Raw genomic sequence first — 13,697 nt, 5'->3', positions numbered from 1 at the left:
CCGACTTCCATCATAATGTTTTCTCGTCTCCCGCGTCGCGTACGCCGTATCCTGCCGTATGAAGAGGTAGGCTATTCGTATGACCAAAGCAGTATGCCCCGGCTCGTTCGACCCCGTAACCGCCGGACATCTTGACGTAATCGAGCGCAGCACGCGCTTCTTCGACGAAGTGCATGTGGTGGTCGCGGTGAATGCGGCCAAAACACCGATGTTTTCGGCGCAGGCCCGCGTGGACATCATCCGTAGGGCGTTGGCGGATCGAGGCTGCGGAAACGTGGTCGTCTCGTCCACCGACGGACTGATCACGGACTATTGCAGACAGGTGGGAGCCAGCGTGATCGTGAAGGGATTGCGCCAGAACGGCGACTATGAAGCGGAACTGGGCATGGCCCTGGTGAACCGTCAGATCGCCGGCATCGAAACGCTGTTCCTACCCGCGAATCCCGTGCTTGAACATATTTCAAGCTCCATCGTCAAGGATGTCGCACGCCACGGCGGCGATGTGACGGGCATGGTGCCGGATTGCGTGATACCGATGTTGGAAGAGGCGCTACAGAAGGAAAGGATCTCCCATGAGTGAGCAGAACGATGTCGAGCACCCGACCGGATATGTGGATCTGACCGGCGACCCGGTGGTCGACATGACGGATAACGAGAACGCGCCCGCACAGACCGGCGCCGCGCCCATGCCCCCGGCACCGGCGCCCATGCCGCCCACGGGCACGGCCACGCCGTTGAGCGAGACGGTCGCATCCGAACCCGCATTTGACGGCGACGCAACCGACGATGCGCCCAAGAGCGGCGAGCCCTCCTTCAAATCGCCGTTCCCGCTGCCCGACCTGCGGGAGAACGCCGAAGACGACGAGGATCCGAGCCACAACGAGTTCACCACCGTATACGACGTGATCGGCAAGCTCGAAGACACGCTGAACGAGGCGAAAGGCGGATTCTTCTCCCCCGGTCTGGTGAAGGTCGACCGCGACGCGCTCATGGCCAATCTCGACGAGTTGAAGAAGATGCTGCCCGTGCAGCTCGAACGCGCGTCCGCGCTGATGCGCGAGGCGGAACGCCGTTTGGAAAGCGCGCAAACCCAAGCGAACGCCATCGTCGCCGCCGCCCAAAGCCGCGCCGCCGACACCATCAAGGAAGCCAACGACCAGGCGCAGTTCCTCGCCGGTCAGGAAAACGTGACCGAATTGGCCAGGCAGAAGGCGCGCACCATCCTGAACACGGCACAGGCCAAGGCGGACCATCTCACGCAGGGCGCCGACGACTATTCCGCCAAGGTCATGGAAGGCCTGCGCCAGCAATTGACTAAACTCACCAGCGATGTGGATGCCGGTCTGAACGTGCTGCATGAACGCCAGCGCGCCGCAGCCGAGCAACTTCCGCACGTGGACCAGAACGACTACCCGGAGGCCTAGCACCATGCCGCATATCGAAAATTCACCTTGGACCGTACCCGTCGCGCAGGTCGCGTCGCGAGCCGGGCAATCCAAGCAGATCGACGCCGACTTCCCCGCGCCCAGCGGCATCGGCGACGAGATCATCGGCGTGAAGGAAGGCGAACCCGTGCACGTCAACGGGTCGTTCGACTCCATCGTCGACGGTCTGGTCTTCAACGCCAGCATCAACGCCCCCGTACACGCCGAATGCACCCGCTGCCTGAAGCCCATCAAGCGCGATTGGACCACGCATGTCACCGCGTTCTTCCCGTACAAGGACGAGCGTGACAACCGCAACCAGCCGGATGAGGTGGACATCATCGCCGGCGAGGAGGAGTCCGAAGACACCTACCCGCTGTTCGACAACGGCGCGTTCGCCAATCTCGAAGCACTGCTGCGCGACACGCTGGTGGACGAACTGCCGTTGCAGCCGCTGTGCCGCGAGGATTGCCGCGGCCTGTGCTCCCAGTGCGGCGTGGATCTCAACGAGAATCCCGATCACGCCCATGAGACGACCGACATCCGTTTCGCCGGATTGGCCGAATTCAAGGCGAAACTGGAAAGCGAACAGCAGGACTGACCGCGACACGCGTGCCGGCGCAAGGACACGAACGACATTTGTACGCACGTTGCGTTAAAGTACTGAACGCTTAAGCTCAAATGTTCGAACGAAACAGAGGATACTGAAATGGCACTGCCTAAGTACAAGACCTCGCGCGCCAACACTCATTCGCGTCGCGCGAACTGGAAGGCGACCGCTACGGCTACCGTGAGCTGCCCGAACTGTGGCGCTCCGTCCCTGCCGCACGTTGCTTGCCCGAGCTGCGGTTCCTTCCGCGGCCGCGTCTACCGTGAGGCTATCCAGTCGATCCACACCAAGTGAGTCACGCTGGACAAGCATGAATAAAGCCCTGCCATCGACGGGTGGCGGGGCTTTTCATTATTCCAAGGAAGCAGAAGACAGAAAATCATGACAGACGAAGCACAGCACAAGGACGAAGCACAGCACAAGCCGTCCGTGCGCACCTATAAGCGCGGCGACGACGACAAGCTCCCCACCGACGAACTGCTGGAGGCGCTCGGCACCACCATCAGCCCCGATCTGCTGGTCCAAGCGCTCACCCACCGCTCCTTCGCGCACGAGCACCCCGGTTCGAAGCATTACGAACGTCTCGAATTCCTCGGCGATGCCGTTCTGGAACTCGTGTCCACCGAAACGCTGTTCCGTCTGCATCCGGATATGAGCGAAGGCGAACTGGCGAAGATGCGTGCGAAGGCGGTGAGCGAGGAGGCGCTGAGCGCCATCGCCCGCACCAAACTGCATGTGGAACCGTACATTCTGCTGGGACGCGGCGAAGCGGCCCAGGGCGGCGCGCAGAAAAGCTCGATCCTGTGCGACATCGTGGAATCGCTGATCGGCGCGACGTTCCTCGAACACGGCATCGACGGCGCACGCGAAGTGGTGCATCGTCTGATCGACGATACGCTGGCCGAAGTCGCCACCGAAGGCCCCGCGTTGGATTGGAAGACCTCGCTGACGGTGAAGGCCCACCAGCTCGGCAAGGGCGAACCGGTGTACCATATGGCAGTTTCCGGCCCGGAATACGCGCAGATGTTCACCGCACGCGTCTCGCTGGGCGCCGAGGAGGAGATCCTAGGCGTGGGCAAGGGGACGTCCAAGCGTAAGGCGCAGCTGGCCGCCGCGGCGGACGCATGGAAGAAGCTCGGCTGAGCCAACCCTGTATTTTCCCTTGTATTGCGCGGCTTACGGCGTGAATGTCCACACCGTAAGCCGCGCAACGCAAATGTTGGCTCTTTGAATAGACTTGGAAGACAAAGCGCAACAACCGGCCACGAGCCGGCGGACGCATGAAACATAGCATAAAGAGATGTGAGAGGAACAATGGCTCTACCTACCCCTCTGCAGGCATTCAGCGCCGTGCCCAAGGAACCGCACGACGATACGCAGACCATCATCGATGGCGAGAAAATGACCGGCGCGCAGGCGCTGGTCCGTTCTTTGGAGGATCTGGGCGTCGACGACGTCTTCGGCGTTCCGGGCGGCGCGATCCTGCCGGTGTACGACGAAATCAAGGATGACACGAAGTTCCACTTCATGCTGATGCGTCACGAGCAGGCCGCCGGCCATGCCGCCGAAGGCTACGCTCTGGCCACCGGCAAGGTGGGCGTGTGCATCGTCACTTCCGGCCCCGGCGCGACCAACATGATCACCCCGATCGCCGACGCGAACATGGATTCCGTGCCGATGGTCGTCATCACCGGTCAGGTCGGCGTGAACGCCATCGGCACCGATGCGTTCCAGGAGGCCGACATCGTGGGCGCCACCTACCCGATGGTGAAGCACTCCTATCTGGTGACCAGCGCCCAGGATATTCCGCGCGTGCTCACCGAAGCTTACTACGTGGCCAATTCCGGCCGCCCCGGCCCGGTCGTGGTCGATGTGACCAAGACCGCGCAGACCGGCGACATGTACTACTCCTGGCCGCAGCGCATGATCCTGCCCGGCTACAATCCGACGACCAAGGCGCACGGCCGCGTGCTTTCCGACGCCGCCAAGCTGTTCTCGCAGTCCTACCGCCCCGTGCTGTACGTGGGCGGCGGCGCGACCCGTTCCAAGGCCGGCGATCTGATCAAGCAGCTCGCCGATCTGACCGACGCGCCCATCGTCACCACGCTTCCCGCCCGCGGCATCGTCCCCGATTCCGACCCGAAGGTGCTCGGCATGCTCGGCATGCACGGCACCATCGCGGCGACCGGCGCGGTGCAGCGCTGCGACCTGCTCGTCACCATCGGCGCCCGTTTCGACGATCGCGTGACCGGCAAGCTCGACACGTTCGCGCCCGCCGCGCGCGTGATCCACATCGACATCGACCCGGCTGAAATCGGCAAGAACCGTCAGCCCGACGTACCGATTGTGGGCGATGTCTCCACCGTGCTCAAGGATCTGATTCCCGAGATCGAACGCTCCCAGGCCATTCATGGCAAGCCGAATCTGAAGCCGTGGTGGAACGCCATCGACGAGTGGCGTGCCAAGTACCCGATCACGTGGGAGGAGCCTACGGACGGTTCGCTCGCGCCGCAGTGGGTGGTCAAGCAGCTGTCCGATCAGGCTGCGGACGATACGCTGTGGGTGACCGGCGTCGGCCAGCATCAGATGTGGGCCGCGCAGCTGATCGATTTCAAGCGTCCGAACTCCTGGATGACCTCCGGTGGTCTCGGCACGATGGGCTACGGCCTGCCCGCGGCCATCGGTGCCGCGGTCGGCGGCAATGGTCGTCCGGTGTGGCTGATCGACGGCGACGGCTCCTTCCAGATGACCTCCGAGGAGCTGGCCGCCGCGTTCTTCGACCATGCTCCGGTGAAGATCGCCCTGCTGAACAACTCCGTGTACGGCATGGTCCGCCAGTGGCAGACGCTGTTCTACGGCCAGCACTATTCCGCCACCAACCTGCTTGACGGTGAGGCGCACGGCGAGGATGGCGCGAAGATGGAAGCCAACGGCGATATGCCCGTCGAAGTGCCTGATTTCGTCAAGCTGGCCGAAGCGTACGGCTGCGTCGGCATGCGCGCGTTCAGCAAGGAAGACGCCATCGAATGCATCAAGAAGGCGAACGAGATCAACGATCGCCCGGTGCTGATCGACTTCCGCGTGTGGAAGGATGCCATGGTGTGGCCGATGGTCGCCGCCGGCGCCTCCAACGACGATGTGACGTACATGCCCGGTATCAAGCCGTTGCGCGAAGATATCGCCGGCGAGAACTGAGAGGAGAGAACCCATGCCTCAATATCCTGCATCCCAGCCTGGCTCCGAGCGTCACACGCTGTCCGTGCTGGTGGAGAACCGCCCCGGCGTGCTGGCCCGCGTGGCAGGCCTGTTCGCGCGTCGTGCGTTCAACATCAATTCGCTGTCCGTCTCCCCCACCGAGCGCCCGGACATCTCCCGCATCACGGTGACCGCCGACGTGGATGCCATTCCGCTGGAGCAGATCATCAAGCAGCTCAACAAGCTGCTGCATGTGCTGAAGATCGTGGAACTCGACCCGCGTTCCACCGTGGAGCGTGAACTCGTGCTCATCAAGGTCGCGGCCGACGTCTCCTGCCGTTCCGACGTGCTGGAGATCGTGCGCATGTTCCGCGTGCGTGTGGTCGATGTGAATCCTGAATCGCTGACCATCGAGGCCACCGGTTCCGAAGACAAGATCGAGGCGCTGCTCGGTCTGCTGGAGCATTACGGCGTGATCGAACTGGTGCGTTCCGGCGCGGTCGCCGTGACCCGCGGCCCGAAGGCGCTGAGCGAGAAGGTGCTCGGCTCCGAAATCACCGGTCGCTGATCAATTCGGCAAACCTATTCCTTAAGGCTTTCCCGTTCCATTCGGGAAAGCCTTTTTTGGTTGGTTCCGGTGAAGGTCGGGATGACCGGGAGGGCTCGGTCGGCCTTTGCGGGGGCTATCTCGCTTATTTATGGCGGATTTGGGGGTTGGGATTTTGCCAGGTGGCTTATCTATGGCACGTAAAGCGTGATACCGCGGGTACTGGGCGCGGAATTGCAACGTTTGTACTTGGGTTTTCCGGGTTTGGGTGCCATATATAAGCCACCTAGTATTTTGCAAACCCCGAAATCTGACCCGAATAAGCCAAGTAGCCGCCTGTCCGCCCCCTCGCCCCGTTTTCAGACAAGAATGGGGCAATTTTGTCTGATTTCGGGAGCGCAGGGGCCATTCAGGGAAAGTCATTCAGGGAAAGTACGGCAAGCTCAACCGGAATCAGACAAAATCGGGCCAAATTTGTCCGATTCCGGTAGCGGGGATTGTTCAAGGAGAAGCGGAACGAATCCGCTTGGGAAACCGAGGACAGATCACATACCGAAATCAGACAAAATCGGGCCAAATTTGTCCGATTCCGGTAAGGAGAGCCGTTCAGGAGAAGCTTAGGCTGGACTGAACCGGAATCAGACAAAAATAGGCTGATTTTGTCCGATTCCGGTAGTGAGGGCCATTCAGAAGGAAACGGGGCAGACCCTCTGAGGAGACCGAGGGCAGGCCACATACCGAAATCAGACAAAATCGGGCCAAATTTGTCCGATTCCGGTAGTGAGGGTCGTTCAGGAGAAGCTTGGGCTGGACTGAACCGGAATCAGACAAAAATAGGCTGATTTTGTCTGATTCCGGTAGTGGGGAGCTGTCCAGGAGAAGACGGGACAGATCCGCTTGGAAAACCGAGGGCAGGCCACATACCGAAATCAGACAAAAATGGGCCAAATTTGTCCGATTCCGGGAAAGTGGAGGCTGTCTGTTTAAAGAGTCTGGGATGAAGCCAACCGAAAGCAGGCCACATACCGAAATCAGACAAAATGAAGAATGGTCACTGTCCCTGATAATTCCGATAGCCCATCGAGCAAATTGAATTATCATTTCCATTTACTCATGATGGTTTTCCTTTACTTCATATACGGAAACGATAAGATCCGTATTGTCTATGTTGATAATGGATAATGAGGTTGCTTTAGGGAAATCCTTCGCCGGAAGGGAGATTGTTTCTATTCCGTTAGACGTGCAGGACTCCCTAGTGGTCAGCGTGTGTGGCTGTCCGTCTTTGTAGAGAACAAACGAATAAGGAGCTTGCTCCTTCTGTTTGCACATGGATACGACATAATACATGTTGTTGTCATCAACTGGTTTTGCAAACGAAATAGCGTCGTCGCCATGCACGGATTTCGCACCCAGCTTGTTCACTAGACTCAGTTCATCCGAATCATTGAGATCATCGATGGCAACACGGTCAAGAGCGTCCACGGTAAAGGCTTTATACGCCTGTTCTGTGGCATCATCATTCTTGCCGCTGCTCTGCACGGAGCCGTCGTTGGAACGTTCATGTGTGGCATTCGCGCAGCCGACACATGAGCACAATAACAAGGCAGACAACAAGCAACAGGCACTTCTTCGCGCCACTTGATTCATAATGCACCCCCATTGGTTTCCACAAGAACAGCTAAAGTTTCTTGTAACGACAAGAATATGGCATTGACGCATGGAATGCCACATCGCTGTCACACGAATGGCTAACTTTTCGGGCGCTAGACTGGATGGGGATTCCAGGGAGGGGATTCATATGCGTAATGGCTGTTTTCAGAAAAACGTCGCGTCTTTGTTATCCGCACTTAGTCGAGCTGAATTCCCTGTATCTCTCTGGCGTTCAGCAAATCTCAGCCGTTGCCGCGATGCAGGCATCGTTATCGGGACGGGTAAGCGGCCGGCTTATGCGTAGTTGGGGAATGTGACGATGACGATTGATTCCGTCCATGCGATTGCGGGGCTGTGCATCGGCCTCGCACTTATCGCGCTGCCTTGGCTGCTTCCATGGGATTCAGGGGAATATGTGCGGTGCACGCAATGCCTCAAATATCATCAGGCATGCAGCCGTATATGCCCAGCCTGTCTTGCACCCGATTCCGCAGCAACCAGCGGGCCGCGATATGCGCGCATTCTCACCGCACGCACGCGCGATACGCGCATTCAGCTGCTGCTTGCGGTCGTTGAGTTCCTTATCTGCGTGATGCAATGCGCATTGCCTTGCCTGATTATCGGAAGCACCGTCAGCAAAACCGGGTTGCCGGCGTCTTATGGCATTGATTGGAGTACCAAACTCGCGTTCGTTCTTATGATCGTTCCGTCTGCCGCCTGCTGGTATGCGTTTCTCGGATCCGGACTGCGCGGGGAACAAAGCTATTCGCCCACGCGCCCGATGATGCTCCGCCGCGGAACGCCGTCCGTTATCAAGGAGCTGCTTTCCGGCCTTTCCTATGCGATCGCGCAATTGGCCTTGCTGTGGTTCGTGTTCCGCCCCATGCTGATTGCCAACGGCGCATCGGCTCTCCTGTTGGAAAATGGCAGGCCTCTGGTCGCGTACGGTGTTGGAGCCATCTGCAATGTTGTCTTATTCACGATTTCCTGTTGCGTGGCACCTTGCACGTTCGGCACGTTCCAACACGTGCCGCGTGGAGGGTACAGCATCGACCCAGCGACCAACGCCATGGAAATCTCGCACGAACCCTCAGGGTTCAGCATCGCCAGTGCGCTGGACCTGGCACAGAACCTGCTCGACGATCTCCTTCGCTAGGTAATCGTCAGGCGCCCCATCAGACCGGCGGCGATGTCCTGATGGGGCGCCTGACCGCCGACTTCGCGAAAGCCTTCAGCCGAGATTTGAAGAAGAAGGCTGCGTAACAACTACTCCAGCTGCTCGGAGAGCTCCATCCACTCCATTTCCAGGGTTTCGGACTCTTCGGCGATCTCCTGCAGCTGCTCGTTGAGCTTGTTCAGGCCCTCGTAGTCGCTGGGATCGTGCGCGGCCATCCGCTGTTCAAGGTCGGCTTTCTGCTCTTCGAGTTTGGCGAGTTTGCGCTCGATCGCGGAAACACGACGGGACGCCTCATGGAAGGCCTTGCCGCTGAGCTTCGGGGTTGCGGAAGCGCTCTTCTGATCCTTCGCCGCACCCGTTTCGCCAGTTTCGCCGGAATCTCCGGAATCGGCGGAACTACCGGAATCGGCGGAAGCGTTGCCGGTGGCATTGCGCTTATTGTGCCCGCCCGTCTTCTCGTCCGCGAACGGATCCTTGCCGTTCTTGATGGCCTCGGTCATGTCCAGATAATCCTGCACGCCACCGGGCAGATGGCGGATCTTCCCGCCGATCAACGCGAACTGCTGGTCGGTGACACGTTCGAGCAGATACCGGTCGTGGGAGACGACGATCAGCGTGCCCGGCCAGGTGTCGAGCAGATCCTCCATCACGGCGAGCATATCGGTGTCGAGATCGTTGCCGGGCTCATCCATGATGAGCACGTTCGGCTCGTCCAGCAGGATGAGCAGCAGCTGCATACGGCGCTTCTGGCCGCCGGAAAGATCCTTGATCGGCGTCATGAGCTGCGCGGATTCGAAACCGAGGCGTTCCATCATCTGCCCTGGCGTGGTTTCCTTGCCGTCCACGATGTAGCTCGGCTTGTAGCGGCTCAGCACTTCCTTGATCTTGTACTTGCCAAGCTTCTCCAACTCGTCGAGGCGTTGCGAGAGCACCGCGAACTTCACGGTTTTGCCGATATTCACATGGCCTGCAGTCGGGGTGATCGTGCCGTCGAGGATCTTCAGCAGGGTCGATTTGCCCGCGCCGTTCGCGCCGACGATGCCGAAACGGTCGCCGGGGCCGATCAGCCAGGTCACGTCATCGAGGATCTTACGCCCGGTGACGGTGATCTTCTGTGCGGCGGAGGTGACTTCGGGCGCGGTCTGATCATCATCCTCACGGTCGGCGTCCTGCCGCTCCTCCGCTTCGGCCTGAGCGCTGTCCGCGGCCTGTTGCGCACCGGCCACTCCGGCGTCCACCAGGCGCGGATCGGCCAGATCATCGACCGCCACTTCGACGGAACCATGCACCTGCGGTTCGGCGTACATGGCCGGAACCACGTCCACGCGGGAGGCGGATTCCTCCATGCTGGCCACATCCGGGTCAAAGGACGCCTCACCCTGCGTATGTTCGAAGATCTGCGTCACGTCGATGAGGTCGACCACCTGCTTGCCGAGGCGGGACGTGGCCATCTGCTTCAGTTCGAGCGTATTGCGCATGGGCGGCACGTCGGCGATGAGCTCACGCGCGGCCTTCACATGGAATTTCTGCTTGGTGGAACGGGCGCGAGCGCCGCGCGACAGCCATGCGAGCTCTTTGCGGGCCAGATTGCGGCGCTTGGTTTCGCGCACGTCGGCCTGACGGTCGCGTTCCACGCGTTGCAGCATGTATGCGGAGTAGCCGCCTTCGAACGGTTCGATTTCGCCGTCGTGCACCTCCCACATGGATTCGCACACCTCGTCGAGGAACCAGCGGTCGTGGGTGACGAGCAGCAGTGCTCCCTGCCCTTTGCCCCAACGGTTCTTCAGATGTTCCGCAAGCCAGTGGATCGTCACGACGTCCAAATGGTTCGTGGGCTCGTCGAGTGCGAGGATGTCCCAATCCTTAAGCAGCAGGCGTGCCAGATCGGCGCGGCGACGCTGGCCGCCGGACAGCGATCCGATTTTCGCTTCCAGGCTGATGCCGCCGAGCAGCGCTTCGACGATTTCACGCGATTTCGTTTCCGCCGCCCACTCGTAATCCGCACGTCCTTCAAGCGCGGCTTCGCGCACGGTGGCGTTGTCGTCGAGCGGGTCACGCTGGTCGAGCATGCCGAAGGTCAGGCCGTTGCGCATGGTCACACGGCCGGAATCGGGTTCCTGGGTGCCTCGGAACAGGTGCAGCAGCGTGGATTTGCCATCGCCGTTCCTGCCGACGATGCCGATGCGGTCGCCTTCGAAAACGCCTTGCGTCACATCGGTGAAGATGGTTTTGGTGGCGAAGGCGAGCGATACGTGTTCAAGTCCCAAATCATAAGTCGGCATAATGCACCAATGTAGTGGTATGGCGGAACACCGCGCCTTGATGATTCCCTAACGCTTCCTATGCGTTTGTTCCCTGCTTCTTACGCTCACCGCGCACGGCGGCGCCGCGTTACCGTGCCAGGGACGCGGCGTAGGAGTTGCAGCGTGCCGCGAAGCCGGAGAACACCTGATCGGCGAGCGGCTGCAGTTGTGGATCGTATGCGGCGAAATCCTCGCGCAGTTTCGATTTCGACCCGCCTGCCGCTTTCAGCTCCTTGACCATGCTTGGTTCGTCGAGCCATTCCTCCAGCAGCGTGGGGGTGACTTCCAGATGGAATTGCAGGCCGAGCGCGGAACCGAATCTGAAGGCCTGATTCTTGGTGTTGGCGGAACGTGCGAGCGGCTGCGCGCCTTCGGGCAGCGATACCACGTCGTTATGCCAGTGCAGCACGTCGATGCTTTTGTTCCACATGGAGAAGTAGTCGTGCTTGTCGATGCGTTTGATGGGTGCGAAACCGATTTCCGGTTCCTTGCCTGATTTGAGTTTGGCGCCGAGCGCCGTGGCGATGATCTGATGCCCCAAGCAGATGCCCAATACCGGCTTGTTCACGGCGATCGCGGCGCGTACCAGTTTCGCTTCCGCCTTGAGCCCCGGGTATTTGTCGAAATCCTGCGCCCCCATCGGGCCGCCCATGAGCACCACTCCTGCGAGATCGTTGAAATTCGGCAAGTCCGGCTTTTTCGTTCCGGCGATGTTCACGATCTGATAGGGCAATTCCATGTCGTCAAGGCTGTCGAAGATACGCCCTGGTTTCTCCCACGGAACATGTTGCACAATCAGCACCTGCGGTTTCGTCATACCCCCTATTGTGACACGACCCACGTAAACTGCAAACGTTTGCCGTGGTAACGGGAGACCGCCCGCATGCCTTGTCTGGTTTCATGCCTAGGCTGGGGTGCTATGGCAAACACTCAGGAACCGCAGGATTTCAACGCTTCCGTCATGCCGAGCACGCTTGTCTCGGCCCGCGTGGCCAAGGCAGCCGCCGGACTGAAGCTGTACGATACGGCATCGCATGCCGTAAGCGCATTCACACCGATCAAACCTGGCGAAGTGGGCATGTATGTCTGCGGCGCGACGGTGCAGTCCTCGCCGCATATCGGCCATATCCGCGCGGCCGTGGCATTCGACATCGTGCGCCGCTGGTTCCTCAAGCTCGGCTATCAGGTGACGTTCGTGCGCAACGTGACCGATATCGACGACAAGATCCTCGACAAGGCCGCTGCGGCCGGCCAGCAGTGGTGGGCGCGCGCCTACTACTACGAACGCGAGTTCAACCAAGCCTACGCCGATCTGGGCGTGCTGCCGCCGACCGTCGAACCGCGTGCGACCGGCCACATGGCCGACATGATCGACATGATCCAGCGCATCATCGATAACGGCCACGCCTACGTGGTGCGCGACGAAAACGGTGAACCGACCGGCAACGTGTACTTCGACGTGGCGTCCTGGCCGCATTACGGCGAGCTGACCCACCAGAAGCAGACCGCCGTGGCCGACGCCGCCTCCGAAGTGGCCGACGCGATGGGCCCGTCCGTCGACAACGCGGGCGACGACAAGTACAACCCCGTCGACCCCGCGGACGCCTCCCCCGACAAGCATGATCCGCGTGATTTCGCACTGTGGAAGGCTCCGAAGGATTCCGACCCGCTCGACGCACGTTGGAACACCCCGTTCGGCACGGGCCGTCCGGGCTGGCATATCGAATGCTCCGCGATGAGCCACCGTTATCTGAAGGACGGTTTCGATATCCACGGCGGCGGTCTCGACCTGCGTTTCCCGCACCACGAGAATGAAATGGCGCAGACCCGCGCGGCCGGCTACGATTCCGCCGCCCGCTGGATGCATTCGGCATGGGTGACCGCCAAGGGCGAGAAGATGTCGAAGTCGCTGGGCAACGGCCTGTCCGTGCCGACCGTGCTGGCCGAGAATTCCGCTTGGGTGGTGCGTTACGCCCTGGGCGGCGTGCAGTACCGTTCGATGCTGGAATGGTCCGATCAGACGCTCGCCGAAGCGCAGTCCGCCTACGAACGCGTCTCGAATTTCATCGAACGTGCGGGCATCGCCGTCGGTGAACAGCCCACGCGCGCCGAAGTCGTATCCGTTCCCGCCGACGATCTGCCGGCCGATTTCGTCGCCGCGATGAACGACGACATCAACGTGTCTGGCGCCACCGCCGCCATCTTCACCGCCATCCGTTCCGGCAACACGCTGCTGTCGAAGCTGGCCGATCATGCCGATTCCGCCGAAGCCAAGGCCGAGGTGCGTGCCGCGCTGCTCAACGTGCGTGCCATGCTCGACACCTTGGGTTTGGATCCGCTGGCCGAACCGTGGGCGAACGGTGCCGCCGGTGGTGCCGGGGAAGGCGAATCCTCCGAGCATGATGCGCTCGACGCCCTGATCTCCGAACAGCTGCAGGCGCGCGCCGAAGCCCGCAAGGCCAAGGACTTCGCGAAGGCCGACGCGATCCGTGACGCGCTGAACGCCGCCGGTATCGCCATCGAGGACGGCCCGCAGGGCTCCACCTGGTCCCTGCAGTAACGGCAACACGGCAGGCATCCGCGAATTAGCGACCCATTTGGACGAAATCCGGCTCTTTTTCGTCCAAATGGGTCGCTTTATTATCGGTTTCGTCCGAATGGACCACACATTCGCCCATCCGGCCGCAGGTACCCGACGTCATGCGACCGCATGTGCCCAGCGCCACCCGACGCCACACGCGCCGACCACCGGCACGGCACGGGCCGGATATTTCCCGCGCGGCGGCTAGAC

Annotated in this window: 12 protein-coding genes; 9 read left to right on the top strand and 3 right to left on the bottom strand. The window is 60.7% G+C overall.

What is annotated here, in order from left to right; genetic code table 11:
* The first annotated feature begins 79 nt into the window (after positions 1 to 79).
* The 7 genes from coaD (at position 80) to ilvN (ending at position 5,797) form a co-directional block, all read left to right on the top strand.
* A complete protein-coding gene (gene coaD, locus KIH75_RS03860; RefSeq protein ID WP_219055481.1) occupies positions 80 to 580 on the top strand; it encodes a pantetheine-phosphate adenylyltransferase in 501 nt (166 codons plus the stop codon).
* Complete coding sequence (locus KIH75_RS03855) at positions 573 to 1,424, top strand: ATP synthase subunit B family protein (protein ID WP_219055480.1); 852 nt, start codon at positions 573 to 575, stop codon at positions 1,422 to 1,424. Before coaD ends, KIH75_RS03855 begins: the two co-directional genes overlap by 8 nt.
* 4 nt (positions 1,425 to 1,428) lie before the next feature.
* Complete coding sequence (locus KIH75_RS03850) at positions 1,429 to 2,025, top strand: YceD family protein (protein ID WP_219055479.1); 597 nt, start codon at positions 1,429 to 1,431, stop codon at positions 2,023 to 2,025.
* A 108-nt stretch (positions 2,026 to 2,133) separates the two neighbouring features.
* A complete protein-coding gene (rpmF, locus tag KIH75_RS03845; RefSeq protein ID WP_219055478.1) occupies positions 2,134 to 2,328 on the top strand; it encodes a 50S ribosomal protein L32 in 195 nt (64 codons plus the stop codon).
* Positions 2,329 to 2,415: 87 nt separating this feature from the next.
* Entirely contained in the window at positions 2,416 to 3,177 is a 762-nt protein-coding gene (rnc, locus tag KIH75_RS03840; protein WP_236028023.1) for a ribonuclease III, read from the top strand.
* Between the two features lie 171 nt (positions 3,178 to 3,348).
* Positions 3,349 to 5,229, top strand: coding sequence for an acetolactate synthase large subunit (locus KIH75_RS03835; RefSeq protein ID WP_219055477.1), 1,881 nt, complete (start codon positions 3,349 to 3,351; stop codon positions 5,227 to 5,229).
* Positions 5,230 to 5,242: 13 nt separating this feature from the next.
* Positions 5,243 to 5,797: an acetolactate synthase small subunit gene (ilvN, locus tag KIH75_RS03830; protein WP_033523350.1), complete on the top strand. Its 555-nt coding sequence runs from the start codon at positions 5,243 to 5,245 to the stop codon at positions 5,795 to 5,797.
* A gap of 1,086 nt (positions 5,798 to 6,883) precedes the next feature.
* Here the strand turns inward: ilvN and KIH75_RS03825 are convergent.
* Positions 6,884 to 7,423: a hypothetical protein gene (locus tag KIH75_RS03825; protein WP_219055476.1), complete on the bottom strand. Its 540-nt coding sequence runs from the start codon at positions 7,421 to 7,423 to the stop codon at positions 6,884 to 6,886.
* Positions 7,424 to 7,745: 322 nt separating this feature from the next.
* On the opposite strand from KIH75_RS03825, the gene KIH75_RS03820 reads away from it, so the two are divergent.
* Positions 7,746 to 8,582, top strand: coding sequence for a hypothetical protein (locus tag KIH75_RS03820; protein ID WP_219055475.1), 837 nt, complete (start codon positions 7,746 to 7,748; stop codon positions 8,580 to 8,582).
* A gap of 110 nt (positions 8,583 to 8,692) precedes the next feature.
* Here the strand turns inward: KIH75_RS03820 and KIH75_RS03815 are convergent, their stop codons facing one another.
* Positions 8,693 to 10,885 (bottom strand): ABC-F family ATP-binding cassette domain-containing protein, encoded by a 2,193-nt coding sequence (locus tag KIH75_RS03815; RefSeq protein WP_219055474.1) that lies wholly within the window; start codon positions 10,883 to 10,885, stop codon positions 8,693 to 8,695.
* Positions 10,886 to 10,994: 109 nt separating this feature from the next.
* Positions 10,995 to 11,723 (bottom strand): type 1 glutamine amidotransferase, encoded by a 729-nt coding sequence (locus tag KIH75_RS03810; RefSeq protein WP_219055473.1) that lies wholly within the window; start codon positions 11,721 to 11,723, stop codon positions 10,995 to 10,997.
* 102 nt (positions 11,724 to 11,825) lie between these two features.
* Here KIH75_RS03810 and cysS point away from each other — a divergent pair, with 102 nt between their 5' ends.
* Complete coding sequence (gene cysS / locus KIH75_RS03805; protein WP_219055472.1) at positions 11,826 to 13,466, top strand: cysteine--tRNA ligase; 1,641 nt, start codon at positions 11,826 to 11,828, stop codon at positions 13,464 to 13,466.
* Positions 13,467 to 13,697 lie beyond the last annotated feature (231 nt).

The organism is Bifidobacterium pongonis (genome assembly GCF_019331805.1).
Classification (GTDB): Bacteria; Actinomycetota; Actinomycetes; order Actinomycetales; family Bifidobacteriaceae; genus Bifidobacterium; species Bifidobacterium pongonis.
Note: the sequence above shows the minus strand (reverse complement) of the source record. Positions and strands in the feature narration are given on the sequence as shown.